The sequence below is a fragment of the Streptacidiphilus fuscans genome, assembly GCF_015690355.1.
Classification (GTDB): domain Bacteria; phylum Actinomycetota; class Actinomycetes; order Streptomycetales; family Streptomycetaceae; genus Streptacidiphilus; species Streptacidiphilus fuscans.
Genome location: NZ_JADPRT010000015.1, coordinates 84,122 through 108,931 on the forward strand (window position 1 = coordinate 84,122; position 24,810 = coordinate 108,931).

The 24,810-nt window shown below is 70.3% G+C and carries 25 protein-coding genes, 1 pseudogene and 1 riboswitch; of the genes and pseudogenes, 11 read left to right on the forward strand and 15 right to left on the reverse strand.

The features are described from left to right. Window positions 1–117 precede the first annotated feature (117 nt). Window positions 118–822 (reverse strand): copper homeostasis protein CutC, encoded by a 705-nt coding sequence (locus I2501_RS29595; RefSeq protein WP_196197358.1) that lies wholly within the window; start codon window positions 820–822, stop codon window positions 118–120. A 209-nt stretch (window positions 823–1,031) separates the two neighbouring features. On the opposite strand from I2501_RS29595, the gene I2501_RS29600 reads away from it, so the two are divergent. Both I2501_RS29600 and I2501_RS29605 read left to right on the forward strand, forming a co-directional pair. Continuing rightward, window positions 1,032–1,838 carry an HD domain-containing protein gene (locus tag I2501_RS29600; RefSeq protein WP_328806734.1) on the forward strand — a complete coding sequence of 269 codons (807 nt, stop codon included), beginning with the start codon at window positions 1,032–1,034 and terminating at the stop codon, window positions 1,836–1,838. Between the two features lie 19 nt (window positions 1,839–1,857). Next, window positions 1,858–2,319: a YcxB family protein gene (locus I2501_RS29605; protein WP_196197359.1), complete on the forward strand. Its 462-nt coding sequence runs from the start codon at window positions 1,858–1,860 to the stop codon at window positions 2,317–2,319. A 34-nt stretch (window positions 2,320–2,353) separates the two neighbouring features. Here the strand turns inward: I2501_RS29605 and I2501_RS29610 are convergent, their stop codons facing one another. The 6 genes from I2501_RS29610 to thrC form a co-directional block, all read right to left on the reverse strand. Then, the gene (locus tag I2501_RS29610) at window positions 2,354–2,623 is read right to left on the reverse strand and encodes a DUF4031 domain-containing protein (protein WP_196197360.1); all 270 of its coding nucleotides are present in this window, start codon (window positions 2,621–2,623) and stop codon (window positions 2,354–2,356) included. Beyond that, entirely contained in the window at window positions 2,620–2,976 is a 357-nt protein-coding gene (locus tag I2501_RS29615) for a hypothetical protein (RefSeq protein ID WP_196197361.1), read from the reverse strand. The genes I2501_RS29610 and I2501_RS29615 overlap by 4 nt, the downstream gene beginning before the upstream one ends. A 171-nt stretch (window positions 2,977–3,147) precedes the next feature. Further along, complete coding sequence (groL, locus tag I2501_RS29620; protein ID WP_196197362.1) at window positions 3,148–4,770, reverse strand: chaperonin GroEL; 1,623 nt, start codon at window positions 4,768–4,770, stop codon at window positions 3,148–3,150. Window positions 4,771–5,155: 385 nt separating this feature from the next. Beyond that, a complete protein-coding gene (locus tag I2501_RS29625) occupies window positions 5,156–5,359 on the reverse strand; it encodes a cold-shock protein (protein ID WP_196197363.1) in 204 nt (67 codons plus the stop codon). Window positions 5,360–5,745: 386 nt separating this feature from the next. Continuing rightward, window positions 5,746–6,024 (reverse strand): MoaD/ThiS family protein, encoded by a 279-nt coding sequence (locus I2501_RS29630; protein ID WP_196197364.1) that lies wholly within the window; start codon window positions 6,022–6,024, stop codon window positions 5,746–5,748. Next, window positions 6,021–7,295 carry a threonine synthase gene (gene thrC, locus I2501_RS29635; protein ID WP_236047499.1) on the reverse strand — a complete coding sequence of 425 codons (1,275 nt, stop codon included), beginning with the start codon at window positions 7,293–7,295 and terminating at the stop codon, window positions 6,021–6,023. The genes I2501_RS29630 and thrC overlap by 4 nt, the downstream gene beginning before the upstream one ends. Window positions 7,296–7,315: 20 nt before the next feature. Beyond that, window positions 7,316–7,463: riboswitch (SAM riboswitch) on the reverse strand. A gap of 276 nt (window positions 7,464–7,739) precedes the next feature. Between thrC and I2501_RS29640 the strand changes: the two genes are divergently transcribed. From I2501_RS29640 to otsB, 3 genes are read left to right on the forward strand one after another with little or no spacing between them, the layout of a single operon-like run. Next, the gene (locus tag I2501_RS29640; RefSeq protein ID WP_196197366.1) at window positions 7,740–8,762 is read left to right on the forward strand and encodes a glucosyl-3-phosphoglycerate synthase; all 1,023 of its coding nucleotides are present in this window, start codon (window positions 7,740–7,742) and stop codon (window positions 8,760–8,762) included. Window positions 8,763–8,777: 15 nt separating this feature from the next. Next, window positions 8,778–10,253, forward strand: a complete 1,476-nt coding sequence (locus I2501_RS29645; RefSeq protein WP_196197367.1) for an alpha,alpha-trehalose-phosphate synthase (UDP-forming) — start codon at window positions 8,778–8,780, stop codon at window positions 10,251–10,253. 19 nt (window positions 10,254–10,272) lie between these two features. Further along, on the forward strand, window positions 10,273–11,148 hold the full coding sequence (gene otsB / locus I2501_RS29650) for a trehalose-phosphatase (RefSeq protein ID WP_196197368.1): 876 nt from the start codon (window positions 10,273–10,275) through the stop codon (window positions 11,146–11,148). Here the strand turns inward: otsB and I2501_RS29655 are convergent. Then, on the reverse strand, window positions 11,120–11,350 hold the full coding sequence (locus tag I2501_RS29655) for a DUF3263 domain-containing protein (protein WP_196197369.1): 231 nt from the start codon (window positions 11,348–11,350) through the stop codon (window positions 11,120–11,122). The two genes, otsB and I2501_RS29655, sit on opposite strands and share 29 nt — an antisense overlap. A gap of 139 nt (window positions 11,351–11,489) precedes the next feature. On the opposite strand from I2501_RS29655, the gene I2501_RS29660 reads away from it, so the two are divergent. After that, window positions 11,490–11,834, forward strand: coding sequence for a cupin domain-containing protein (locus I2501_RS29660; RefSeq protein ID WP_196197370.1), 345 nt, complete (start codon window positions 11,490–11,492; stop codon window positions 11,832–11,834). Between the two features lie 74 nt (window positions 11,835–11,908). Here the strand turns inward: I2501_RS29660 and I2501_RS29665 are convergent, their stop codons facing one another. The 3 genes from I2501_RS29665 to I2501_RS29675 form a co-directional block, all read right to left on the reverse strand. Continuing rightward, window positions 11,909–12,793, reverse strand: coding sequence for a carbohydrate ABC transporter permease (locus tag I2501_RS29665; RefSeq protein ID WP_196197371.1), 885 nt, complete (start codon window positions 12,791–12,793; stop codon window positions 11,909–11,911). 1 nt (window position 12,794) lies between these two features. Then, window positions 12,795–13,778 (reverse strand): carbohydrate ABC transporter permease, encoded by a 984-nt coding sequence (locus I2501_RS29670; protein WP_196197372.1) that lies wholly within the window; start codon window positions 13,776–13,778, stop codon window positions 12,795–12,797. Window positions 13,779–13,886: 108 nt separating this feature from the next. Next, window positions 13,887–15,104: an extracellular solute-binding protein gene (locus tag I2501_RS29675; RefSeq protein WP_196197373.1), complete on the reverse strand. Its 1,218-nt coding sequence runs from the start codon at window positions 15,102–15,104 to the stop codon at window positions 13,887–13,889. A gap of 584 nt (window positions 15,105–15,688) precedes the next feature. Between I2501_RS29675 and I2501_RS29680 the strand changes: the two genes are divergently transcribed. Next, the gene (locus I2501_RS29680; RefSeq protein ID WP_196197374.1) at window positions 15,689–16,618 is read left to right on the forward strand and encodes an ROK family protein; all 930 of its coding nucleotides are present in this window, start codon (window positions 15,689–15,691) and stop codon (window positions 16,616–16,618) included. Beyond that, the gene (gene nagA / locus I2501_RS29685; RefSeq protein WP_328806736.1) at window positions 16,615–17,808 is read left to right on the forward strand and encodes an N-acetylglucosamine-6-phosphate deacetylase; all 1,194 of its coding nucleotides are present in this window, start codon (window positions 16,615–16,617) and stop codon (window positions 17,806–17,808) included. The genes I2501_RS29680 and nagA overlap by 4 nt, the downstream gene beginning before the upstream one ends. 131 nt (window positions 17,809–17,939) lie before the next feature. Here nagA and I2501_RS29690 read toward each other — a convergent pair whose 3' ends face one another. Further along, complete coding sequence (locus I2501_RS29690) at window positions 17,940–18,449, reverse strand: DUF2690 domain-containing protein (RefSeq protein ID WP_196197376.1); 510 nt, start codon at window positions 18,447–18,449, stop codon at window positions 17,940–17,942. A gap of 312 nt (window positions 18,450–18,761) precedes the next feature. Here I2501_RS29690 and I2501_RS41070 point away from each other — a divergent pair. Continuing rightward, window positions 18,762–19,326, forward strand: a pseudogene (locus I2501_RS41070) (winged helix-turn-helix domain-containing protein); the annotation flags it as partial. A gap of 310 nt (window positions 19,327–19,636) precedes the next feature. Here I2501_RS41070 and I2501_RS29705 read toward each other — a convergent pair. Continuing rightward, a complete protein-coding gene (locus I2501_RS29705) occupies window positions 19,637–20,578 on the reverse strand; it encodes a carbohydrate-binding protein (protein ID WP_196197377.1) in 942 nt (313 codons plus the stop codon). 287 nt (window positions 20,579–20,865) lie between these two features. Next, window positions 20,866–22,806 carry a sensor domain-containing diguanylate cyclase gene (locus I2501_RS29710; RefSeq protein ID WP_196197378.1) on the reverse strand — a complete coding sequence of 647 codons (1,941 nt, stop codon included), beginning with the start codon at window positions 22,804–22,806 and terminating at the stop codon, window positions 20,866–20,868. A 357-nt stretch (window positions 22,807–23,163) separates the two neighbouring features. Between I2501_RS29710 and I2501_RS29715 the strand changes: the two genes are divergently transcribed. Beyond that, window positions 23,164–23,688, forward strand: coding sequence for a flavin reductase family protein (locus I2501_RS29715; protein WP_328806737.1), 525 nt, complete (start codon window positions 23,164–23,166; stop codon window positions 23,686–23,688). Window positions 23,689–23,811: 123 nt separating this feature from the next. On the opposite strand, the gene arfB is transcribed toward I2501_RS29715, so the two are convergent. Then, the gene (arfB, locus tag I2501_RS29720; RefSeq protein ID WP_196197380.1) at window positions 23,812–24,246 is read right to left on the reverse strand and encodes an alternative ribosome rescue aminoacyl-tRNA hydrolase ArfB; all 435 of its coding nucleotides are present in this window, start codon (window positions 24,244–24,246) and stop codon (window positions 23,812–23,814) included. Window positions 24,247–24,323: 77 nt separating this feature from the next. Here arfB and I2501_RS29725 point away from each other — a divergent pair, with 77 nt between their 5' ends. Next, on the forward strand, window positions 24,324–24,809 hold the full coding sequence (locus I2501_RS29725; RefSeq protein ID WP_196197381.1) for a hypothetical protein: 486 nt from the start codon (window positions 24,324–24,326) through the stop codon (window positions 24,807–24,809). Window position 24,810: the final 1 nt, after the last annotated feature.

Consider the following 24,810-nt stretch of genomic DNA (forward strand, 5'->3'; position numbering starts at 1 on the left):
CCCGCGGGGGGGGGGGGGGGGGGGGGGGGGCCCCCCCCCCCCCCGGGGGGGGCCCCCCCCCCCCCCCCCCCCCCGCCCCTGAGGTAAGTGCAACGTCCCCCTGCGAAAAAGTGGCCCCTACGCAGCCAGGACGTCCGCGTCCAGCAACCGGCGCCATTCCTGGACGCGGCCCGCGTCCAGCGGGCTGTCCCAGCCCGCGACGCGGACCATCGTGCCGACGTGGAACCCGTCGATGCCGAGCGCGCGCAGGCGCGCGACGTGCTCGGTGCGGAGGCCGCCGCCGACGAGGATCCTCGGCGCGTAGCCGGGCTCACCCGCGCGGGTGACCTCCGCGCCGAGGACGTCCATGCCGGAGGACACGCCCTCGGCGGAACCCGCCGTGAGGACCGTGTCCAGGCCGGGCAGGCCGTCGATCGCGGCGCGGACCTCGTCGCGGGAGACGGCGTTGTCCAACGCGCGGTGAAAGGTCCAGCGGCAGCCGGGGATCGCGTCGAGGACGGTCCGCACCGCGGCGAGGTCGACCGCGCCCTCCGCGGTCAGGAAGCCGAGGACGAACTCCTCCGCGCCCTCCGCGCGCAGCGCCTGCGCCTTACCGCAGAGCGCGTCGAGGTCGCGGACGCGGAAACCCGCGCCGTCGCGGAGCATCACGCGAAGCGGGACGTGGACCGCCGCCCGGATGCGGGCGAACTCCGCGAGGTCGGGCGTCAGCCCGTCGGCCGCCATGTCCGAGGCCAGCTCCAGCCGGTCCGCGCCGCCCGCGGCCGCCGCGACGGCGTCCTCCGCGGTGGTGGCGATGACCTCGAAGATCGCCCGATCACTCATGTGCAGCCTCTCTGCTCCGCTCTCAACGCCCGACCGTCGCGAACGGCCGTGCGACCACCAGTGTGACCGCGCTGCGGCCACGGCCGAGCATGCCAACAGGTCTAGTCCAATACACCCTAGATCCTCGCGGGCACCCGACGCATCCCTCATACGGCCGCACCCCAGCCGGACCCCAGCGGAGCGGGGGCTGTCGGGACCACAATGGCTGTATGCCAGAGCCGTCGTACCCCGACCCCCACCCCGCCGCCCGGCGCTCCGGTCCGCAGCCAGGGCCACGGGGCCAGGCCGCACAACCGGGCAGGCAGCCCGGCACGCCACCCGGCACACCGCCTCGCCCAACGCCGGGCCCGCAGCAGGGCGGCGCACACCCGGACCAGGCACTCGCCGAGGCGCTGCTGGCCCGCTGGACCGCGCTCTTCGCCGCCCCGGAGGCGGAGCCGTACGGCGAGCAGTTGCTGCGCCGCTGGTCGGAACCGCAGCGCAAGTACCACACGGTGCGGCACCTGGCCGCGACGCTCTCCGTGGTCGACCGGCTCGCCGGGCACGCCGACGACGCCGACCTGGTCCGCGTGGCCGCCTGGTTCCACGACGCGATCTACGCTCCGGACCGCACCGAGAACGAGGAGCGCAGCGCGCGCCTCGCCGAGCGCGTCCTGCCCGAACTGGGCGTCGCCGACGAGGCCGTCGCCGAGGTCGCCCGCCTGGTACGGCTGACCGCCGAGCACGACCCGGCCCCCGGCGACCACAACGGCGAGGTCCTCTGCGACGCCGACCTCGCGGTGCTGGGCTCCCCGCCGCACATCTACGCGGGCTACACGGCCGCAGTGCGGGCGGAGTACGCCTTCGTGCCCGACGAGGACTTCCGCAAGGGCCGCGCTGAGGTGCTGGAACGGCTGCTGGCACTGCCCTCGCTCTACCGGACCCAGCCCGCCCGCTCCGCCTACGCCGAGCGCGCTGCCATGAACATGCGTACCGAGCTTGCACGTCTGCGCGATAGGGTGCCGCCCGTCACTTGAGTCGATCCGGGTGGGGCACATGGACATAGAGGCCGACTTCGCCTTCGCACGCGGCGAGCTGCGCAGCCGCTGGCTGCGGACCCGGGCCTGGATCAACGCCCTGTGGCTGCTCCTCGGCCTGGCCGGGCTGGTCATCGCGCTCGCCTCGCACCCGGCGTCCGTGTCCCACCTGGCGCTTCTCGCCATCTCGGTCATGCTGCTCTCGGTGCACGGCCAGATCGTCGGCCACAAGCTGCGCTCGCTGACGACCAGCAACGAGATGTCGCTGCGCTTCACCGACGCCGGGCTGAGCTGGCGCAACCAGTTCGTCTCGCACCAGATCCGCTGGCCGGCGGTGCGCCGGGTCCGGCGCACGGGCGGCTGGCTGGTCTTCGAGGGCACCCGCAGCGTCGGCGACGTCGCCTTCCCGGCGCGCGCGCTGAGCGAGGTCCAGATCGAGGAGCTGATCCAGTGGCTGACGGCCCAGAAGCTGATGCGCTGACCCCCCTGACCCCCTGACCCCCTGACGCGCGGTCTCAGGGTCGCGGCGCGCGGCGCTTCGGTCGGCGCAGGCCCGCGTGGGCGAGGCGGGCGACGATCTCCCGGCTGCGCACCGGCTCGGCGCCGAGGCCGAGGGCGGCCTCGTAGAGCCGCTCCGGCACGTCGTAGTGGTCCCCGTCGAAACCGCGCTCCGGCACGCCGAGCAGGCGGGCGAAGGCGTGCAGCTCGTCGAAGGACCGGTCCGAGACCAGGTGCGACCAGAACCGCCCATGGCCCGGCCAGGTCGGGGGGTCGATCAGGATCACGGAGTCAGCTCCCCGACGGCCGCGACCACCACGCCCTGCTCACCGCAGACCCAGTGCGGGTCGGGACCGAGCTCGGGCTCGACGGAGAGCGCGTGCGGATCCCCCTCGGCCGAGCACACCTGGCAGAGGGGCCAACGCCCCCACCCCTCCAACAGCCCGTCCTGCACGTCCTGGGCGACCAGGCCCAGTACGTAGTCCACCCCGTCCGGCCACTGCTCCACCCACCACCGCCGCTGCGCGATCGCGTCCTCCAACACCGACACGACGGCGGCGTCGGCGACGTCCCGCGCGCTCAGATCCCGCAGCAGGGCGCCGCGGGCGGCGTGCAGGGAAGCTTCCAGGGCGTTCTCCATCACTCCAGTGTCTCCTTTTCTCCCAACGGGACGTTGCACTCCCCAGGGGTGCGGGGAAGTGCAACGTCCCGGTCCGCAAAATACGTCCCGTCGGCAAAAGCCGGAAGGCGACCCACCCCGGTGAGGGGTGAGCCGCCTTCCGTGGGGCTCAGAACATCCGATCCGTCAGGATCAGAAGTCCATGTCACCGCCCGGCATGCCGCCGCCGGCCGGGGCCGCGGACTTCTCCGGCTTGTCGGCGATGACGGCCTCGGTGGTGAGGAAGAGCGCGGCGATGGACGCCGCGTTCTGCAGCGCGGAGCGCGTCACCTTGGCGGGGTCGATGATGCCCGCGGCGATCAGGTCGACGTACTCGTTGGACGCGGCGTTCAGGCCGTGACCGGCGGGGAGGTTGCGCACCTTCTCCACCACGACGCCGCCCTCGAGACCGGCGTTGGTCGCGATCTGCTTGATCGGGGCCTCGAGCGCGACGCGCACGATGTTGGCACCGGTCGCCTCGTCGCCGTCCAGCTCGAGCTTGTCGAACGCGACACCGGCCTGGAGCAGGGCCACGCCACCACCGGCGACGATGCCCTCCTCGACCGCGGCCTTGGCGTTGCGGACGGCGTCCTCGATGCGGTGCTTGCGCTCCTTGAGCTCGACCTCGGTGGCCGCGCCCGCCTTGATGACGGCGACGCCACCGGCCAGCTTGGCCAGGCGCTCCTGCAGCTTCTCGCGGTCGTAGTCCGAGTCGCTGTTCTCGATCTCGGCGCGGATCTGGGCCACGCGGCCCGCGACCTGGTCGCTCTCGCCGGCGCCGTCCACGATGGTCGTCTCGTCCTTGGTGACGACGACCTTGCGGGCGCGGCCGAGCAGCTCGAGACCGGCGGACTCCAGCTTGAGGCCGACCTCCTCGGAGATGACCTGGCCACCGGTGAGGATGGCGATGTCGCCGAGCATGGCCTTGCGACGGTCACCGAAGCCCGGGGCCTTGACGGCGACGGACTTGAAGGTGCCGCGGATCTTGTTGACGACCAGCGTGGAGAGCGCCTCGCCCTCGACGTCCTCGGCGATGATCAGCAGCGGCTTGCCGGACTGCATGACCTTCTCGAGCAGCGGGAGCAGGTCCTTGATCGAGCCGATCTTGGAGTTGGCGATGAGGATGTAGGGGTCCTCGAAGACCGTCTCCATGCGCTCCAGGTCGGTGGCGAAGTACGCCGAGATGAAGCCCTTGTCGAAGCGCATACCCTCGGTGAGCTCCAGCTCCAGACCGAAGGTCTGGGACTCCTCGACGGTGATGACGCCTTCCTTGCCGACCTTGTCCATGGCCTCGGCGATGAGCTCGCCGATCTGGGTGTCGGCGGCGGAGATGGAGGCCGTGGAGGCGATCTGCTCCTTGGTCTCCACGTCCTTCGCCTGCTCCAGCAGCTGGGCGGAGACGGCCTCGACGGCCTTCTCGATGCCGCGCTTCAGAGCCATCGGGTTGGCGCCGGCGGCGACGTTGCGCAGACCCTCGCGGACGAGCGCCTGGGCCAGCACGGTGGCGGTGGTGGTGCCGTCACCCGCGACGTCGTCGGTCTTCTTGGCGACCTCCTTGACGAGCTCGGCGCCGATCTTCTCGTACGGGTCCTCGAGCTCGATCTCCTTGGCGATGGAGACACCGTCGTTGGTGATCGTGGGAGCGCCCCACTTCTTCTCCAGAACGACGTTGCGGCCCTTGGGGCCAAGCGTGACCTTGACGGCGTCGGCGAGCTGGTTCATACCGCGCTCGAGGCCGCGACGGGCCTCCTCGTCGAACGCAATGATCTTGGCCATGGAAGCGGTCCTCCTGGACAGACTGGCTGCTTCGGACCGCGCCTGCGCCCGCGACGGACGGCTCCGGCCTTCGGCGGTTCCGTCCCGCCTCGCCCGGGGCCTCACCGACCCGGCCCGTTGTCACTCTCTACCTCAGAGTGCTAACGCCAATGATTAGCACTCGACCCCTGGGAGTGCAAGCGCCCCGAAGGGGCACGAACAAGGGTGGCGGCGGGCGACGGGAGGGGCAAGCAGGTGGGGGAAGCTCGGAGCACATCGAAGGGCCCCTGTCCCAGGACGGGACAGGGGCCCTTCGGAAGACCTGCGTGGATGCATCGTTTCGCTTGGAACGAGCTCTGCGGGTCCTGATCAGTCAGCGATCGCTACTCATGTCAGCAGGTGGTGGTCAGACGATAGCCTTGACCATGTCGGCCTGCGGGCCCTTCTGGCCCTGCGAGATCTCGAACTCCACCCGCTGGCCCTCTTCGAGCGACCGGTACCCGTCCATCTGGATCGCGCTGTAGTGGACGAACACGTCCGCACCACCGTCGACCGCGATGAAGCCGTATCCCTTCTCCGCGTTGAACCACTTGACGGTGCCCTGAGCCATTCCGAACTCCCCTATTACTGGCCCTTTCACGGTCCGCACACCGCGAACCGGGCCGGTCCGGGACGCTGCGGGCTGCAGGCGCCGGGCTCGACCGACGCTGAATGTATCCACTCCGATGCCCTGAGCAACAGAGCATTCGACGGAGAATTCTCGGGGCTAGTTAAGAGACATAACGCGCAATGTTCGGCAAAGGGGAGCAATTCGGGCCGGACATATCGGACGCTCCCGACATAACGTCGGACGATAAAGAATCGGTCAACCGTCTCGTAGGACGGGACAAGCGCGGGACAGGAGCACTCTACTCCTCTTAAACCGCTGGAAATGACAGAGCCGGAGCCACCCCGGCTCGGGGTGCTCCGACTCGTCGGTACCTCTCGGGGTTTCCCTCAGCAGCCGCCGGCGACCGCCGGGATGATCGAGACGCCCGCGCCGTCCGGCGTGGCGGTCTCCAGGCCCTCGGCGAAGCGCACGTCGTCCTCGTTGACGTAGACGTTGACGAAACGGCGCAGCTTGCCGCTGTCGTCCAGGAGGCGGGCGGAGATGCCCGTGTGGTTGGCCTCCAGGTCCTTGATCACCTCGGCCAGGGTGGTGCCCTCGACCGTCACCTCGGCCTTGCCGTCGGTGTAGGTGCGCAGGATGGTGGGGATGCGGACGGTGACGCTCATGCGAGGCCTGCCTCTCGGAACGAGTCAAGGGTGGGGCGGATGACGGCGGTCGGGCGCGCGGCGTCCGCCACGGCCTCCAGGGTCTTCAGGCCGTCGCCGGTGTTCAGCACGACGGTCTCGGCGGCGGGGTCCAGCAGGCCGTTCTCGATCAGCTTGCGCAGCACGCCGACGGTGACGCCACCCGCCGTCTCGGCGAAGATGCCCTCGGTGCGGGCCAGCAGCCGGATCGCGTCGACGACCTGCTCGTCGGTCACGTCCTCGACCGCCCCGCCGGTGCGGCGGACGATGTCGAGCACGTAGATGCCGTCGGCCGGATTGCCGATCGCCAGGGACTTGGCGATGGTGTCCGGCTTCTGCGGGCGGACCACGTCGTGTCCGGCCTTGAAGGCGGTGGAGACCGGGGAGCAGCCCTGGGCCTGGGCGCCGAAGATCTTGTAGGGCTTGTCCTCGACCAGGCCGAGGGCGATCAGCTCCTTGAGACCCTTGTCGATCTTCGTCAGCTGCGAGCCGGACGCGATCGGGATGACCAGCTGGTCCGGAAGCCGCCAGCCGAGCTGCTCGCAGATCTCGTAGGCCAGCGTCTTGGAACCCTCGCCGTAGTAGGGGCGCAGGTTGACGTTGACGAAGCCCCAGCCCTCGCCGATCGGGTCGCCGATCAGCTCGGAGCAGAAGCGGTTCACGTCGTCGTAGTTGCCGTCGATGCCGACGACGTCGCCGCCGTAGATCGCGGCCATGACGACCTTGCCGGCCTCCAGGTCGTGCGGGATGAAGACGCAGGCGCGCAGACCGGTGCGGGCGGCGGCGGCCGTCACGGCGCCGGCCAGGTTGCCGGTGGAGGAGCAGGAGAGCGTGGTGAAGCCGAAGGTGCGGGCCGCCTCGACGGCGATGGCCACGACCCGGTCCTTGAAGGAGTGGGTCGGGTTGCCGGAGTCGTCCTTGACGTAGAGCGAGCCGGTGACGCCCAGCTCACGGGCCAGGTTGTTCGCCTTGACCAGCTTGGTCAGGCCGGGGTTCAGGCTCGGGCGCTCCGCGACGTCCGGGGAGACCGGCAGCAGCGGGGCGTAGCGCCAGATGTTGTTCGGGCCGTTCTCGATCTGCTTGCGCAGGCCCTCCGGGTCCCCGGCGGGGAGCTCGTAGGCGACTTCCAGCGGGCCGAAACACTCGGCGCAGGCGAAGTCGGGGGCGAGGGGGCTGCGGGCTCCGCACTCGCGACAGGAAAGGGCGACGGCGGGGCCGAAGGCGTCGGCGGGGATACTGCTGGAAAGGGCCATGATGGCGAGATCCTCTTCTCTCCTCATCTTCCCCGGGGCGCGTCTCGCCACGGGCCGGAATTGGCACCTTCCCGACCGGGGGCCGCAGCGCGTGTGGGCTGCGGGCAACCTGGTAGGGGGGTTGCCGGGACTTCAACGGGCCGTTCCCTCAGTCCCTCTGGATGAGCGCTATGGCGTCGCGCGTCCGAGCGCGGCGCATTTGTCCGGAGGCGGACCCCAATGTGCGGTCGGCACGCCTCGTCCTCAAGACTGTAACCGAAGGCCCACCGAGCGCTCACTGCCGTCCGAGACGCGAGACGGCGGAGGCGTCGCCCGGCCCCGGCCGCCCTGGCCCGGGGACTGGGGCACTCTGGACGGGCAGACGGGCCGGATGCGCCGGGCGTCCGCCCGTCGGACGGGCCTCCCACCGGACGGGCCGCCGAGGAGTTCAGGAGAGGGAGTCAGGTGCTGGACCAGGTCGAGGAATGGCTGCGCCGCCGTTCGTGGAGCGCGGCCGACCGGCCCCTGCCCGACCTGCTGGCCGCCAAGCGGCACAGCGGGGCGACGGTCAGCGTGGTGCTGCCCGCGCTCGACGAGGAGGAGACCGTCGGCGAGATCGTCACCGCGATCCGCCGGGACCTGGTCGAGGCCGTACCGCTGGTCGACGAGCTGGTCGTGGTGGACTCCGGATCGGTCGACCGCACCGCGCACGAGGCCGCCGCCGCTGGGGCGCGGGTGATCCACCGCGACGACATCCTGCCCCGGCTGCCCGCAGGGCCGGGCAAGGGCGAGGTGCTCTGGCGGTCACTGCTGGTCACCGAGGGCGACATCGTCTGCTTCGTCGACTCCGACCTGCGCGCCTTCGACTCCACCTTCGTCTCCGGGATCGTCGGCCCGCTGCTGACCGATCCGGATGTCGCACTGGTCAAGGCGATGTACGACCGGCCCTTCGACACCGAGACCGGCTCCATACCCGCGGGCGGCGGCCGGGTCACCGAGCTCGTCGCCCGTCCGCTGCTCAACCTGCACTGGCCGCTGCTGGCCGGCTTCGTCCAGCCGCTCGGCGGCGAGTACGCGGCCCGCCGCTCGCTGCTTGAGCAGCTCCCCTTCCCGACCGGCTACGGCGTCGAACTGGGCCTGCTGGTCGACGCGTTGGAGCTGGTCGGCCTGGACGCGCTGGCCCAGGTCGACGTGGGCGTGCGGCACCACCGGCACCAGGACGCGCAGGCCCTCGGCCGGATGGCGGCGACCATCTACCGCACGGCGCTGGACCGGCTCAAGGCGCCGGAGGAGCTGGTCGCGACAGCTGAACCGTCGGGCACGCCGCAGCTGGTCCAGTTCACCCGGACGCCGGACGGGTTCACGCCGAGCAGCACCGAGGTGACGCTGGTGGAAAGGCCCCCGGTCGCGAGCGTGCCGGAGTACCGCGAGCGCGCCGCGGCGGGGCTCCCGCCGGGCCGGTCGAAGGTTTGCCCGCATCCCTCCTAGGCAAGGGTCACTGACATGGCTCCAACGACTGCCCCCGGTTCCGCAGGCTCCGCTCCACGGCGGACCGCACCGATCGTCCTCGCGTCCAACCGCGGCCCGGTCTCGTTCTCGGTCGGGGACGAAGGGACGCTGACCCCGCGCAGAGGCGGCGGCGGGCTGGTCTCCGGCCTGTCCGCGATCGGCACCGAGCAGGAGAGCGTCTGGGTCTGCGCGGCACTGTCCGACGGCGACCGTGCGGCAGCCCGGCAGGGCCTGACCGACCCGGACGTGCACATGCTGGACATAGACCCCGGCACCTTCACCCGGGCGTACAACGGCATCGCCAACTCGACCCTCTGGTTCGTCCACCACCTCCTCTACGACACGCCGACCAAGCCCGTCTTCGGCGCGAACTTCCGCCGCGAGTGGGCCTCCTACGAGGCGTACAACCGCGCCTTCGCGGACGCGCTGGCGGCCTGCGCCGAGCCCGGTGCGGCGGTACTGGTCCAGGACTACCACCTGTCACTGACACCACGGCTGCTGCGCGAGCTCCGACCCGACGTGCGGATCGGCCACTTCTCGCACACGCCCTGGGCCCCGCCGGACTACTACCGACTGCTACCGGACGACGTGGCCGCCGACGTGCTGCGCGGCATCCTCGGCGCGGACCGGGCAGGGTTTCTGACGGAGCGTTGGGCGCGGTCCTTCGCGGCCTGCTGCGAGGCGGTGCTGGGCGCCGAGGTCGGCGAGGTCGCCCCCGACGCGGACGGCCTGCTGAGCATCACCTACGAGGGCCGGACCACCGTGGTCGGCGTGCACCCGCTGGGCGCGGACGCGGGCTTCCTCCGCGAGCGCGCCCACCGCTCCGACGTGGACGCCCGGTTGGCCGCGCTGCGCGAGCAGGTCGGCGACCGGCGGACCGTGGTGCGGGTGGACCGCACCGAGCTGAGCAAGAACATCGTCCGCGGCCTGCTCGCCTACCAGCACCTGCTGCGCACCCGCCCCGAGTGGCTCGACCGGGTCGTCCACATCGCCTTCGCCTACCCCTCCCGCCACGACCTGCCGGAGTACCGCGAGTACACGGCGGCGGTGCTGCGGACCGCGCAGGAGATCAACGACGAGTTCGGGACGCCGAGTTGGCAACCGGTGATCCTGCACGTCAACGACGACTTCCCGCGCTCGCTGGCCGCCTACCGGCTGGCGGACGTGGCGCTGGTCAACCCGATCAGGGACGGCATGAACCTGGTCGCCAAGGAGGTCCCGGTCGTCTCGGACCGGGGCGTGGCGCTGGTGCTCTCGCGCGAGGCGGGGGCCTTCGCCGAGCTGGGCGAGGACTCGCTCACGGTCAACCCGTACGACGTCATCGCCACGGCGGACGCGCTCGCGGCGGCGCTGGTGATGCCGGAGGAGGAACGCGCCTCCCGCAGCAAGCGCCTGGCCGAGGCCGGCACGGCGCTTCCTCCCACGGAATGGTTTCTGCAGCAGCTCCGCGCCCTGACCGCGGGCCGCTGACCCCGTTATGGTCGTAGCCATGGGCATTCCCGAGCCGAGCACCCCCGCCGGAGCAGCCGGGCTCGCCGCGCTGCTCGCCGAACCACGTCGCGCCGTCGTCGCCCTCGACTTCGACGGCACGCTGGCGCCGATCGTGGCCGACCCCGACCAGGCGCGCGCGCACCCGGACGCCGTCCCCGCGCTGGCGCGCCTCGCGCCGCTGGTCGACACGGTCGTGGTGGTCACCGGCAGACCGGCGGGCGTCGCCGTCCGGCACGGCGGCTTCGCCGGGGTTCCCGGGCTGGAGAACCTGACCGTGCTCGGCCACTACGGCGCGGAGCGCTGGGACGCGCGCAGCGGCGAGGTGCACGCGCCCGCCGTGCACCCGGGCATCGCGGCCGTCCGCGCCGAGCTTCCGGGCTTCCTGGACTCCGAAGGCGCCTGGCAGGGCGTCTGGATCGAGGACAAGGGCCGCGCCGTCGCCGTCCACACCCGTCGCGCCGACGACCCGGAGGCGGCCTTCGCCGCGCTCGACGCACCGCTGCACGAACTGGCCGCCCGGAACGGGCTGGTGGTCGAGCCGGGCCGGATGGTGCTGGAGCTGCGTCCGCCCGGCGTCGACAAGGGCGTCGCACTGACCGGCTTCCTCACCGAGCGCCGGGCCGGATCCGTCCTGTACGCGGGCGACGACCTGGGCGACATCGCGGCCTTCGACGCCGTCGAGAAGCTCCGGGCCTCCGGCCTGCCGGGCGTCCTCGCCTACAGTGCGCCGACGACGGACGAACCGCCGTTGGCGGCGATCGCGGGGAGGGCCGACCTGGTCGTGCCGGGCCCGGCGGGCGTGGTCGCCCTGCTGGCCGCCCTGGCGGACAGGCTCGGCGGTACGGCTAGCGGCGCTGCCGCTTCTGCTCCCTGATCCGGCGCAGCCGGTTGACCAGCACCGGGTCGAAGGCCAGCGCGGCCTCGCGGTCCAGCAGGGAGTTGAGCAGCTGGGCGTAGCGGGTGGGCGAGTACCCGAGCTCCTCGCGGATCGCAGCGTCCCTGGCCCCACGGCTCCGCCAGGCGCGCGCCTCGAAGCGCAGCAGCGCCCGGTCGTGCTCGTCCAGCTCGTCGCCCATCGCCCGCTGCCCTCCCCCTCGCGTCCGAGGTCCTGCCGCCCCTCACGTCGGGACGACCATACGACTTGTCATTCTGCCGCCTCCCTCTGACGCAGGTTGCTCCTCCCCCGGGCCACCCGCGCGGGCTACGGTCGGCGGCATGACCAGTTTCGCCGTGCACATCCCCGACGCCGAGCTCGAACCGGACCCGCTCGACCCCAGCCAGATCGTCTCCGGCACCCCTGAGGTGTCCGGCAAGGTGCTGTGGGAGTCCGCGGACGGCAAGCAGATCCGCGGCATCTGGCAGATCACCCCGGGCGTCGTCACCGACACCGAGGCCGACGAACTCTTCGTCGTCGTCTCCGGCCGCGCCACCATCGCGGTCGCCGACGGCCCGACCTTCGACGTCGGCCCGGGCGACGCCTGCGTCCTGCGTGAGGGTGACGAGACCACCTGGACCGTGCACGAGACGCTGCGCAAGGCGTACCACATCACCCTTCCGTAGCCGACGAAACGTCAGAGGGGCGGCCGCGCACGATGCGCGACCGCCCCTCTGCCTTTGCCCTGCGGCGCGGAGCGCTACTTCACCGCGCCCGCCGTCAGGCCGGAGGCGACCTTGCCCTCGATCAGGGCGAACAGGATGATCACCGGGATGGTGGCGATCACCGAGCCGGCGAAGAGGTGCTGCCAGTCCACGCTGTACTCGCCGACGAAATTGGAGATCTTGACGGTCAGCGTGCGCGGGCCGGCCTGGGTGGTCAGGGTGAGCGCGACGATGAACTCGTTCCAGGCCGCGATGAAGGTGAAGATCAGCGCCGTGACGATGCCGGGCGCGGCCAGCGGCATGATGACGCGGAACATCGCGCCGATCCGGCTGCAGCCGTCGACGATCGCGGCCTCCTCGATCTCCTTGGGGATCGCGCTGAAGTACGCGTTCAGGATCCACACCGCGAAGGCCATGTTGAAGCCCGCGTTGACCAGGATCAGCGACCAGATCGAGTCGATCATGTTGAACTGGACGAACTGCTGGTAGATGCCGACGATCATCGCGGTCGGCTGGAACATCTGGGTGATCAGCACCAGCAGCAGGAAGATCCACTTGCCGCGGAAGTTGCGCCGGGCGGTGTAGTACGCGGCCGGGATCGCGACCAGCAGCACCAGCGCCGTCGCGCCGCCAGCGATCTCCAGGCTGGTGGCGAGGCTGCCGCCGAGGCCGGTGGACCAGATGTTGAGGAAGCTGGCCAGCGTCGGATGGGACGGCAGCAGGTTTCGGTCGTGGAGCTCGCTGCCCGGACGGACCGCGGTGACGACCATCTCCAGGTAGGGCAGCAGGAAGAAGAGCCCGATCAGGTACGCGCCGCCGGCCATGCAGACGGTGCGCAGCTTCGGCAGCCGACGCTGCGTGGCGGACTTGTTCGCCTTGCGGGCCGCGGAGGCCGGCGCGGGGGCGGTAACGGTCGTCATGTCAGTCCTCCGCGGAGTTCCACTTGGACGCCCGCAGGAAGAGCAGGACGATCACGATGATGAAGCCGAAGTTGACCACCGACATCGCCGCGGCTTCGCCGATGCTGGTCTGCTGGGTGTTGAACATGAACAGCGTGCTGGTGGAGGTCTCGTTGCCGGGGCCGCCGCCCGTCATCTCGTAGATGATCGGGAAGGAGTTGAAGACGTTCATGATGTTGATCAGCGCGGCCACCAGCAGTGCCGGACGCAGCAGCGGCAGCGTGATCGACCAGTAGGTGCGCACCACCCCGGCGCCGTCGAGGCGGGCCGCCTCGTAGACGTCGTCCGGGATCGCCTGGAGTCCCGCCAGCAGCGCGTAGGTGGTGAACGGCACCGAGACGAAGACCGCGACGAAGATCTCCCAGCTGAACCCCGCGGTCTGGCTGGCAAGCCAGTTGACGCTGTTGTAGTTCTTCATGAAGCCCAGGTCGTGCAGCAGCACCAGGATGGTGCCGTTGCTCGGGTTGAGCATCCACTTGAAGACGATGGAGGTCATCACCACCGAGGCGGCCCACGGCGCGATCAGCGCCCAGCGGGCGACCCGGCGGCCGGGGAACTCCTGGTTGAACAGCTGGGCGACACCGAGCGAGATCAGGATGGTCAGCGCGACCACCGTCACGACCCAGATGCCGGTGCGGATCATCACGCCGGGCAGGTCCTGCTCGGCGAAGAGCCGGGAGAAGTTCGACCAGCCCGCACCGCCCTGGTCGAAGCCCATGGAGTCGTACTTCTGACGTGCGGTCAGGAACATCGAGACCACCGGCCAGATCACCACGAAGAGGATCAGCGCGGTGGCCGGGGCGATCCACGGCAGGGGCGCCAGTGCCCGCAGCACGCGGCGGCCCGCGCCGTACCGGGGGCCGGACGGCCGGGGGGCGTCATTGCTCCCAGGTGCCGACTCCAGCAGGCCGGCTCCGGCCGCCGAGTCCTGGGTCGATTGCGTCATGGTCTGCTCCATGGCATACGCGCCGACGGGCCGGCCGGCGGGGGTGACCCGCCGGCCGGCCGCCGACAGTGCGGACTACCGGGCGTCCTGAGTTCAGGACTGCCGGACTTACTGGTTGCTGGTGGCGAAGTTCTGCAGGCCGTTCAGGACCGAGGCCGCGTTGTCGGAGGCGGCGGTGCCCAGGGTCTGCTTGAGCTTGGCCAGCACCGTGTTCCAGTTGGTGTTGGACGGGTAGACCACCGAGTTCGGGACGTTCTTGAGGAAGCCCGCCGCGACCGGGTCCTGGCCGGAGAGGGTCGCGGACGCCGAGGTGGTGGCCGGGAGCAGGTCGTACTCCTTGTCGAAGGAGATCTGGTTGGCGTCCGAGTAGACGTAGTCCAGGAACTCCTTGATCTGCGCGGCGTGGCCGCCCTGCTTGAACGCGACGACGTCGTCGTGCACGCCCAGGGTCTGGGTCAGCGGAGCGGTCTTGCCGGGCATCGGGACGACGCCGTAGTCGGCGGTGGTCAGCTTGCCGGTCTTGACGATGTCCGGCAGCAGCGCGCCGGAGCCGCCGACCATGCCGACCTGGCCGGCCGAGAAGGCGTCCCACATCTGCTGGCGGTTGGTGCTCGCCGGGCCGGGCTCGGTGTCGCCGGCCTTGACCAGCTGGTTCATGAACTGGAAGGTCTGGATGTTGGCCGCGGAGTTGATGTCGTACTTGCCGGAGGAGTCGACGTAGCCGCCGCCGTTGCCCAGCATCCACAGGTAGGACTCACCCTGGGCCTCCTCGGGGCCCAGCGGCAGGCCGTAGCCGATGTTGCCGCCGCCCAGCGCCTTGATCTTGGCGGCGTCGTTCTGGATGTCGGTCCAGGTCTGCGGCGGGGTGGCGATCTTCGCGGCGGCGAAGAGCTTCTTGTTGTAGAAGAGGCCGCGGGCGCTGGTGGTGAACGGGGCGCCGTAGGCGACGCCGTCGGTTCCGTCCTCCTGCTTGGCGAAGACCGGGATCAGGTTGCTGATCGTGCTGGACGACATCACGTCGGTCAGCGGGTAGAGCAGGCCGTCGGCCGCGAACTGCTGGGGCGCGTCGCCCTCGAGGATGTCCGGGTACTGCTTGTCCTGGATCATCGTGGCGACCTGGGCCCAGTTGGTCCAGGCGATGGTCTGCACGTGGACGGTGATGTCCGGGTGGGCCTTGTGGAACGCGTCCGCGAGGGTCTGCCAGTAGGTCTGGGTGCTGTTGGAGGTACCGGCGGTGCCATAGTCGGCGGCGAGCAGGTTGATGGTGGTCGAGCCACCGGAAGAACCCGAGCTGCCCGAGGAGGAGCTGCATGCCGACAGCGCCATGACCCCGGCGACACCGATTGCTGAGAGAGCGAGCAAACGACGCTTCAAGAAAACCTACCGCCTTCGCAGATGCGAACCCGGTCCCTGCCGGGGTCGATTGTCAGTCCAGGTCCGGCAGTTGGGGGGCCGGCGGAGGTGGGGGTCACCGCCGGCCGGCCCGGGCTGCGCTGCCGCCGTCCCGGTGTGACGGCCAGTCTGGTCACGACCCGCGCAAGAGGTCTACACCATTTACCGAAAAGCTGGGGTTCGTTGCGCCCTGTGCAACGGCAATTCGGAACATCACCGTGCAAAGCCGCCGATTTGCCGGGGCCTGCGGGTCACAATCGACTGGACCACTTGGTCTAGACCAGCTGTCCGAAGGGTGTTTTCGGGGACCGGCGGGGGCCTCCGGGGAGCTGCCGCGGAGCCGCTGCGGAACGGCCGGGATTTCCGTGGATCTCGACCGGATCCCGGACGGATCGGGCGGCGACGACGGCCCGATCACGCACATTCCGCGCAAAAGCCTCGGTACATTGGCCATGGACCAGACCAATCTGCAAACTGGACTAGACCTCTGTGCGTTCCAGGAGGGAGACTGTCGCGTCGTGAAGCACGTCATCGCACTCGATGTCGGCGGGACCGGCATGAAGGCCGCGCTGGTCGCCCCCGACGGCACCCTGCTCCATGAGGCACGCCGCCCCACCGGCCGCGAGCACGGCACGCCAGCCGTCGTGTCCGCGATCCTCGACTTCGCCGCCGAACTGCGCGACGAAGGCAGGCAGCGGTTCGGCGAGACCGCCGCCGCGGCCGGCGTCGTGGTGCCCGGCACCATCGACGAGGCGGAGGGGGTCGCCGTCTTCTCCGCCAACCTCGGCTGGCGCGACCTGCCGATGCGCAAGCTCCTCGGCGAGCGGCTCGGCATCCCGATCGCGCTCGGCCACGACGTCCGCACCGGAGCCCTGGCCGAGGGGCGGCTCGGCGCCGGGCGCGGCGTCTCGCGCTTCTTCTTCATCGCACTCGGCACCGGCATCGCGGGCGGCATCGGCATCGACGGCCGGATCGAGTCCGGGGCCCACGGCAACGGCGGCGAGATCGGCCATGTCATGGTCCGGCCCGGCGGTCCGGCCTGCGGCTGCGGCGCCCACGGCTGCCTGGAGACGGTCGCCTCGGCCGGAGCGGTCTCCCGCGCCTGGGCGGCTGCCTCCGGCAACCCCGGGGCCACCGCCGCCGACTGCGCCACCGCCGTCGCGGCGGGCGACCCGCGCGCCGTCACCGTCTGGACCGACGCGCTGTCCGCGCTCGCCGACGGGATCGTGATGGCGCACAGCCTGCTCGACACCGGAACCGTCATCATCGGCGGCGGCCTGGCCGAGGCAGGTGACACCTTGTTCGCACCACTGCGCGTCGCGGTCACGGAACGACTCTCGTTCCAGGTGCCGCCCGCGCTCGTACCGGCGATGCTCAAAGACACCGCCGCATGCCTGGGCGCGGGGCTCCTCGCCTGGGATCTGCTCTCACTGGAGGTGACCGCGTGACCGACGCGGAGCGCACTGTGCTGGCCGGGGCCAGGCTCGTCCTGCCCACCGGCGTCGTCGAGAACGGGAAGATCGCGGTGGAGAACGGCCGGATCACCGAGATCGCGGCGCCGGTCACTCCCCCGGACGGTACAGCTCCCGCCCTCGACCTCACCGGCCTCACCGTGGTCCCGGGCTTCGTCGACATGCACGTCCACGGCGGCGGCGGCGCCTCCTACCACTCCGGTACCGCCGAGCAGATCATCACGGCCGCGCACACCCACCTCGCCCACGGCACCACCACGACCGTGGCCTCGACCGTCACCGGCGAGATCGACGACCTGTGCCGGCAGGCCGGGCTGCTCAGCGAGTTGGTCGAGGACGGCGTGCTGGCCGGGATCCACTTCGAGGGCCCGTTCATCTCGACCAACCGCTGCGGCGCGCACGACCCCGACCTGCTGCGCGACCCGGACCCCGCGGTGGTCCGCAAGCTGCTCGACGCCTCCCGGGGCGCGGCGCGGATGGTGACCCTGGCACCCGAGCTGGACGGCGGCATCGAGTCGATCCGGCTGCTCGTCGAGCGCGGCGTGATCGCCGCCATCGGCCACACCGACGCCGGCTACGACACCACCCTGGCGGGCGTCGCCGCGGGCGCCACGGTCGCCACGCACCTGTTCAACGCCATGCCCGCGGTGGGCCACCGCACGCCCGGCCCGATCGTGGCGCTGCTGGAGGACGAGCGGGTCACCGTCGAGCTGATCGGCGACGGCGTCCACCTGCACCCCTCCGTCGTCGACCTCGCCTTCCGCGGCGCGGGGGCGGAGCGGGTGGCGCTGGTCACCGACGCGATGGACGCGGCCGGCTTCGGCGACGGCGACTACATGCTCGGCCCGCTGGCCGTGAAGGTGCGCGAGGGCGTCGCCCGACTCGCCGAGGGCGGCTCGATCGCGGGCTCGACGCTGACGCTGGACGTGGCGTTCAAGCGCGCGGTGACGATCAACGGCCTGCCGCTGGAAACGGTCAGCCGGATGCTCTCGCTCAACCCGGCACGGCAGTTGGGCCTTTCCGACCGGATCGGCTCGCTGGAGGTCGGCAAGCGCGCGGACCTGGTGGTGCTGGACGAGCAGTACGAGGTGGTCGCCGTCATGCGCGACGGCGTCTGGGCGGTCGGCGCGGACAAGCTCACCGACCGCGTCCCGGTGGCGCGCTGACGGAACGCCAGTGCATGAGCCTCGACCCGCACTCCCAAGGGGTGCGGGCCGAGGCGTCTCCGGCTGTTACTGCGTCAACTACCGGGCATCGATGCCAGCCGCAGCTTCAAATGCCCAAAAGGACTTTACCGTTAGTAGTAACTCGTAAATCCTTGGAAGTTAGTAGTACCAATCTGCACATTGCCTTCGGCCCGCGACTGGAGCGGACTGAGATCATACAGAACCGGCGTATAGCAGCTGTACGCGCCGAGCGAACTGCTCCAAGTCAGAGCATGACATGAATACGCCTTCGCATCCTGCTCGCGATCGATCCACGCATAAGTGCTGTACTCAGTATCGTTCGTGCGAATTCGCGCCCAAGCTGCATGGCACTTCACGCTATAACGCAGATCGACCGTCGCATACGCGCCGGTGATGTCGTTGGCATAAACGGTCGCCGATTCAATGGTCGTGGCATCGGACGAACACCCAGCGGATACCGGATCCTGTCCATCGAGAGCATAGTTGGCGGCAAATGCCTGCCCCGGAACCGAAACAGCAATTGCGGCAGCTGCCGCAATGGTCGCCCCCACGGCACCGATCTTACGTACGTTCATAAACCCTCCCAGATCGTACTCAGATTCCCAATACGTGATCTTCACCCAAGATGAAGGCAGATGTCAACGATGATTATCAGACACCTGTGAGGCCGAGCTTCGAAAATGCCGCATATATCAGACAACCTCCACCAGGTCCTCATAAGTCCAAAATGGGGGCATTGGCATTGGAAGTCCGTATTGTCGACCGCGAGAAGTATGGGACTACTCACGCCAAGAGCAGAATTCCTAAACCGCCCAGTCGTCAGTCGCCGAACTTGGTCGGCGGATGTTCGGCCAGTTCTTCTGACGACCGCCGGTGAGGGTCCAGCAGGCGAGGAGTGTGGGGTAAGCGCGGAGCAGCGGCCCGATCGACGACGAAAGAGCACACGGGAGCGGTCGTGGTTGCACACCGTGGAACACTTCGAGACCGGGCAGAAGAACGCGGCATCGCGGCCGCGCTGCGCTTGAGCGAGCGTTCCGCCGAGCGGCGGCGACAGGCCTGTCGTGAGCGGGGCGAGGCCGGGTCGTTGTCGAAGGGGTCACAGGGGAGACCCGGCTCCCCAATGCCCAGATCGCCAGGCTGGAGCGGGAGTTGCAGCGTGGGCCGCTTGCTGACGGGTGGACCGGCGGTGGACGCTCGCGCAGATCAAAACGCTGATCGTTCGGCTGTTCCATGTCTCGTACACGGTCGAGGGCACCTGACGACTGCTGAAGAGCCACGGCTGGAGCCGGCAGCAGCCGACCCCATGGGCGATCGAGCGCGACGACGAGGCTGTCAAGGCCTGGAAGCAGGAGATTTGACCGCGAGTAAGGGCACAGCGGCGGAACTCGGCGCCTGAGGTGGTCTTGGAGGACGGAGCCAGTCAGTCGATGGCGCCTCCGCACGCCAGAACCTGGGGCCGAATCGGCCAGACCCCCGGTCGTCCGAGTACGCGGCCAGAACCGCCGTGAGCTCGTCGACGGCTGCCAACTCGGTCCGGGACATCTGGATCCACCTGGCTGCCTGAATGCGAGAGTTCATCGATGCGGACGCCGAGTGGCTCATCGAGACCCAACCCACCAGTTTCGGCGAGCAGGTGACCGGCAGACATCAGGCGCAGACCAGTCGACCAGCGCCCCGACCTGCTCCTCAGGTTTCCGAGACTGCCGGGCCAGACCCGGGCACTGGAATAAGGTCAGAGATCGTCCAGCTCACGGCACGACTCACAAATGAGCATCAACGCAAGGCCGTGCTGCCGAAGGTCGGCACGTCACCACGGACTAGCGGCATTCGGCGTTGTGATGGCCAACTGATCCACGTTGACCGGTGGCTCACCATCTATGCCCTGGAGCGTGATGGTGACTTGACCTGCCGGTAGGTCCGGCTGGACCCAAGTGCGGAACCAGGCCCTGGTCGGGTCCTTCTCGGGGCCGTAGTTCTTGCAGTTGGCTTCGCGGGACTTGGCCCCGTTCACCAAGATATCCAGCTTAGAGTCGGCACCGGAGTTGCCATAGCGAATCCAGACCTGATACGAACCCGCCGAGGGGATGTTGACGGTCCAGGTGATGCTCTGGCCCGAACCGCTCAGCGGCACCGAGGAGCCGCCCGCAGCCTTGGCACCGGCCGGAGTGGTGACGGGAGCGGTGCCGGCCAGCTTCATGGTGGCGGCGTCCGTCGGGCCGAGGCCGGCGGAGACCGACGGCGAGGACGAGGCGGAGGCGCTGTTGCTGCCCGCCGTGGTCGTCGGCGAGGTGGAGCTGCCGGAGCCGGCGTTGGACTTGTCGCCGTTGCTGCTGAACACCGCGAAGCCGATGCCGATGGCGATGGCCACCACGACCGCGACCGCACCCAGCATCACGCCGCGGCTGCTACCGCCGCCCGAGCCACGGGAAGCGGCCCTGCCGCCCGCCGGGGGCCCGCCGGGAGCCGAGCCCTGCTGCGGTACGCCGCCCTGGTAGCCGCCGTAGGCCTGGGTCTGCTGCGCGCCGTAGCCGCCCTGCTGGCCGTAGGACGACTGCTGCCCGTATCCGGACTGGCCGTACTGGCTGCGGCCGCCCACCTGGGTGGCCTGCTGGTACGAGGTGCGGGGCACACCGGGCATCGGCTGCGTGGGCGCGGGGCCCTCCGCACCGCCGTCGGCGTCGCCCTCCGACCGGTACAGGTACGCGAACGGGTCGTCGTCCTCGGGCACGCCGTTGTTCTCGGCTGTCATCGAGTTCTTCTCCCGAGTCGTGATACGTGGATGTTCCGTGATGTTCGGCTTCGCGCCCGGAGTACCGCACCGAAGGCACGCGTATCCACCGCACACTACCCCGACTGGGTGACGCGACGGAAAGAGCGGCGTGGCCGGAACGGTGGACGCAACCAGCCCGCCGCACGGTTCCGCGCGACCCCCACCTGCGAGGCAACGAACGGCGGAACAACGGCGTAACGGCGCGGAACAGCGCCGCGACGTGGATGAGGCGAGGGTGAGGACGGTCAGCCGAACGGCTGTCGCGATCAGCCCGCGCGCCGGTGCGAGCGGCCTCCGCCGCCCGCCCGCGCACGCTTCTCCACGTACATCAGTTCGTCGGCTGTGTGGAGTACGTCGTCGATGCTCATCCCGCAACCGGCCCAACCGACGCCTATGCTCACGCCGACCCGCAGGGTGCGGCTCTCCCACCGTATGGGCGGGGTCACCGCGGCGCGGAGGCGGTCGGCCAGATCCTTGGCGCGCTCGCGGTCCAGCCCGTCGGCGAGGACGACGAACTCGTCGCCGCCGAGCCGGGCCACCGTGTCACCCTCGCGGACGGCGGCCTGAAGCCGTCTGGCCACCTCGATCAGGGTGGCGTCGCCCGCGTTGTGGCCGTGGCGGTCGTTGATGCCCTTGAAGCCGTTCAGGTCGCAGAAGAGCACGGCGAGACCGCGGCCGTTGCGCCCGTCCGGCTCGGCGCCACCCTCGTCCGGCGGAACGGCGTGGACGTGGTCGTACCCACCGCCGTCGAAGCCGCCCGCGTCGGCGGCCTCGGGGTGGCCGTGAGCGTGACCGTCCCCCTCGTCCTCGGCCAGGAGGTCGGCCAGGGCCGGGCGCTTGGGACGACCCGCGAAGTCCCGGGGGTCGCCGCGCAGGCCTTCGGGGTGCAGACCCTCACCCTCGGCGTGCAGACCGTCGGCGTACGGGCCGTCCATGTGGGGGCCATTCATGTGCGGGCCGTCACCCCGGATGGCCAGAGCGGCCATGTCGCCCCGGCTGTCGAGGCCGCCCATGCCGCCGTCGTACCCGCCGAAGCCGCCGAAGCCGCCCGGGTTGTGCGCGGCGGCGCCGGGGGCGCCGGAACCGTGTGCGGCGGGCCCGAGGCTGTCGTGCGGATGGTCGCAGAGGCGCATCTGCAACCGGGCCCGGAGCTCGGCGGCGTTGGGCAGGCCGGTGAGCGCGTCGTGACTGGCCCGGTGGGCCAGGGCCAGCTCGTGGCGCTTGCGGTCCTCGATGTCCTCGACATGCGTGAGCAGGTACATCGCGCCCTCGACCGGGTCGGAGACGACGGAGTTGCGCAGGTTCACCCAGAACCAGCCGCCGTCGCGCCGGGCCAGCCGCACCTCGGCCCGGCCGTTCTCGGTGGCGATGCCGCGCAGCTTGACGGCGTCGTCCGGATGGACCAGGTCGGCGAAGGACTGCCGGTGCAGGGAGGAGCGGGAGCGGCCCAGCAGCCGGCACAGGGCGTCGTTGACGCGGGTGAGCTGTCCGCGGGTCTGGCCGTGCAGCTCGGTGATGGCCATGCCGCTGGGCGCGTACTCGAAGGCCTGGCGGTAGCTCTCCTCGCTGGCGAGCAGCACCTGCTGTTCGCGCTCCAGCCGGATCAGCGCCCGCTGCATCTCCGCGCGCAGGCGCGCGTTGCCGATGGCGATGCCCGCCTGCTGGGCGAACATCTCCAAGGCCTCACGCGTCCACGGACCGGGCCTGCGGCCGTTGCGGGGGCGGTCGACGGAGAGCACGCCGAGCAACTCGCCGCCGTAGCTGTACATGGGGGCGAAGAGACAGTCGTCCGGATGCCAGGCGCCCTCGACGAACTGGGCGTCCCCGCCACCCCAGATGGGGAGGTCCGGTGGGCGCGCCCACATCCGTTCGGCCGGGACGAAGACCAGGCTGCCCCAGTGGTCGCCGACGTTGAGCAGCCGGTTCCACGAGTCGCGGGTGCCGACCTGCCCGAGCATGCTGTTGATGCCCTCGTCGGCCTCACCCTCGGTGCTGATCTCCCAGACGGCGGCGACGACCAGATCGCCGTCGGGCCGGACCATGTTCACGGCGGCGCTGTCGAAACCCAGACCCATCACGGCGCCCTCGACCACGGCCTGGAGGGTACCGGCGAGGCTGCGGGCGGCGTTGAGGTCGGCGATGATGCGATGGAGCGTGCGCAGGGTCGCCAACCGGACATACGGCTCCGGCTGCGGCTCGGCGTCCATCGCCCACCTCCCTCCGATGGTCCGACTGGCAGACAAACTGAATCACATAGAGCACACTGTTCAACACTCTGGGTCAGCAATTCGTTCCCACTTGTGAGCCAACTCACAGGCATCGCACGTGTGAACGTCGAAACTCTGTACCAGGCGCGAGCAGACCCTCCGTCAGTTCCTCCCTCGGTTCCCCTCGTGGCCCATCCCTACCGTTCCCCCTCATTTCTTCCCCAACGTTTGCATCGATCCGACGCAACGTGAGCAATCAGACGCCCGTCCTACGCCCAAGGTCCGATGCGAGGCAGGGCCGAGCGAAGATAGCGTGCTTGTGTGTACGACGCCGCAGCAACTGCCACCCCAGCCCCTGTGACCCCTCTGGACGGCCCCGAGGCCACTCCTGAGGAGTTCCGCGCCGCCCTCGGCCAGCTCGCCTCCGGCGTGGTCCTGGTGACCGCCCACGACGCGGAGGACGGCCCACGCGGCGAGGACGTGGGGATGACGGCCACGGCGTTCCTCTCGGTCTCCCTCGACCCACCCCTGGTCCTGATCTCCGTCCGCGAGGACTCCCGGATGGAGGACGTCCTCTCCCGCGTCGAGACCTGGGCGGTCTCCGTCCTCGCCGCCGACCAGCGGACCGCCGCCGCGCGCTTCGCGATGAAGGGCCGCGTCAGCGACCGCCTCCTCTTCGCGGACCTCCCCCACCACCGCGGCGAGCAGTCGGGCTCCCCCCTGGTCGACGGCGCGCTCGCGACGGTCGAGTGCCGGACGGTGGACCGCATATCCGCGGGCGACCACGTGCTTTTTATCGGCCACGTCCTCGAAGCGAAGGTCGGCGCGCCGACGGGTGGTCCGCTGCTGTACTTCCGGGGCCAGTACCGGCACTTGAGCTGAGCCACGGAGAGAATCCACCGGCATGCGGAGGGTCCTGCACGTTCGGGGCTCTTCCGTCGTGGGTGGCTTGTCGCGCAGTTCCTCGCGCCCCTGGACGTTTGCAACGTCCCCGTCTGCCCGGGGCTAGAAGTCGCGGACGGGGCCGCGGCCGCGTTTGACGGCGGCGGTGCGGCGCTTGTTCTCCAGGCGGCGCTCGACCATGCCGCGGGAGGGCTTCGTCGCGCGGCGGGCACGCGGGGGCGGGGCGACCGCCTCCGCGAGGAGCGCGGACATGCGGACGGCCGCTGCCTCCCGGTTGCGCCACTGCGACCGGTGCTCGGACGCCTTGACCACCACCGCGCCGTCGACCAGCCGACCGGCCAGCCGCTCCAGCGCGCGCTCGCGCCACACCTGCGGCAGCGCCGCGCTCGCCTCCAGGGCGTACCTCAGCTCGACCTGGCTGTCACTGGTGTTGACGTGCTGTCCACCGGGACCGGAAGAGCGGGAGAACCGCCACTGCAGCTCGGCGTCGGGCACGACGACACCCCGGACGCGTACGGCCACAGGATTCGCAGACATGTGCCCATGATCCTGCCGAGCGGCCGCACCCGCGAACCCTTTTCACCGACTCTCACCGGCACTGCGAGAATCGTGGGGTGATCGAGCTCGGCTACTCCCTCTCCAACCGCTTCCCCGACCCGCCGCAGACGGACTACGCGACGGCGCCCGTCCGCGCCCTGCGGCACGACCTCTTCTGCGGGGACGTGTTCATCGAGGGCGAGGGCGGACGGGACCTCTCCACCCGGTGGGGGTGGGTGCCGGTGCTGGACTTCGCCTGGGCGCTGTGCGACATCGTCGAGCAGCTGGACGAGGTGCTGCCGGGCTTCCGCACTCCGCGTGCCGAGCTGGACTTCACGGAGTCGTCGGACCGGCTGCGGTTCTCCCGGCGCGGCGACTGGGTCGAGCTCCGTGCCGACTGGGTCCGCGACGAGCGCCCGCTGCTGGTGGACCACGGCGTGCTGCGCCGCGAATCACGGGACTTCCTGCAGGACATTCTCGCGGACCTGACGGACCTTCACGACGACCTGCAGCACAACCTCACCGTCTGGGAGCTGCGCAGCCGCTTCCCGCGCGTTCCCTGAG

What these genes read in the sequence shown, in the direction of transcription:
- I2501_RS29595 (WP_196197358.1), bottom strand. Translation starts at nt 822, where the DNA reads ATGAGTGATCGGGCGATCTTCGAGGTCATCGCCACCACCGCGGAGGAC.
- I2501_RS29600 (WP_328806734.1), top strand. Translation starts at nt 1,032, where the DNA reads ATGCCAGAGCCGTCGTACCCCGACCCCCACCCCGCCGCCCGGCGCTCC.
- I2501_RS29605 (WP_196197359.1), top strand. Translation starts at nt 1,858, where the DNA reads ATGGACATAGAGGCCGACTTCGCCTTCGCACGCGGCGAGCTGCGCAGC.
- I2501_RS29615 (WP_196197361.1), bottom strand. Translation starts at nt 2,976, where the DNA reads ATGGAGAACGCCCTGGAAGCTTCCCTGCACGCCGCCCGCGGCGCCCTG.
- groL (WP_196197362.1), bottom strand. Translation starts at nt 4,770, where the DNA reads ATGGCCAAGATCATTGCGTTCGACGAGGAGGCCCGTCGCGGCCTCGAG.
- I2501_RS29625 (WP_196197363.1), bottom strand. Translation starts at nt 5,359, where the DNA reads ATGGCTCAGGGCACCGTCAAGTGGTTCAACGCGGAGAAGGGATACGGC.
- I2501_RS29630 (WP_196197364.1), bottom strand. Translation starts at nt 6,024, where the DNA reads ATGAGCGTCACCGTCCGCATCCCCACCATCCTGCGCACCTACACCGAC.
- thrC (WP_236047499.1), bottom strand. Translation starts at nt 7,295, where the DNA reads ATGGCCCTTTCCAGCAGTATCCCCGCCGACGCCTTCGGCCCCGCCGTC.
- I2501_RS29645 (WP_196197367.1), top strand. Translation starts at nt 8,778, where the DNA reads ATGGCTCCAACGACTGCCCCCGGTTCCGCAGGCTCCGCTCCACGGCGG.
- otsB (WP_196197368.1), top strand. Translation starts at nt 10,273, where the DNA reads ATGGGCATTCCCGAGCCGAGCACCCCCGCCGGAGCAGCCGGGCTCGCC.
- I2501_RS29655 (WP_196197369.1), bottom strand. Translation starts at nt 11,350, where the DNA reads ATGGGCGACGAGCTGGACGAGCACGACCGGGCGCTGCTGCGCTTCGAG.
- I2501_RS29660 (WP_196197370.1), top strand. Translation starts at nt 11,490, where the DNA reads ATGACCAGTTTCGCCGTGCACATCCCCGACGCCGAGCTCGAACCGGAC.
- I2501_RS29665 (WP_196197371.1), bottom strand. Translation starts at nt 12,793, where the DNA reads ATGACGACCGTTACCGCCCCCGCGCCGGCCTCCGCGGCCCGCAAGGCG.
- I2501_RS29670 (WP_196197372.1), bottom strand. Translation starts at nt 13,778, where the DNA reads ATGACGCAATCGACCCAGGACTCGGCGGCCGGAGCCGGCCTGCTGGAG.
- I2501_RS29675 (WP_196197373.1), bottom strand. Translation starts at nt 15,104, where the DNA reads ATGGCGCTGTCGGCATGCAGCTCCTCCTCGGGCAGCTCGGGTTCTTCC.
- I2501_RS29705 (WP_196197377.1), bottom strand. Translation starts at nt 20,578, where the DNA reads ATGACAGCCGAGAACAACGGCGTGCCCGAGGACGACGACCCGTTCGCG.
- I2501_RS29710 (WP_196197378.1), bottom strand. Translation starts at nt 22,806, where the DNA reads ATGGACGCCGAGCCGCAGCCGGAGCCGTATGTCCGGTTGGCGACCCTG.
- arfB (WP_196197380.1), bottom strand. Translation starts at nt 24,246, where the DNA reads ATGTCTGCGAATCCTGTGGCCGTACGCGTCCGGGGTGTCGTCGTGCCC.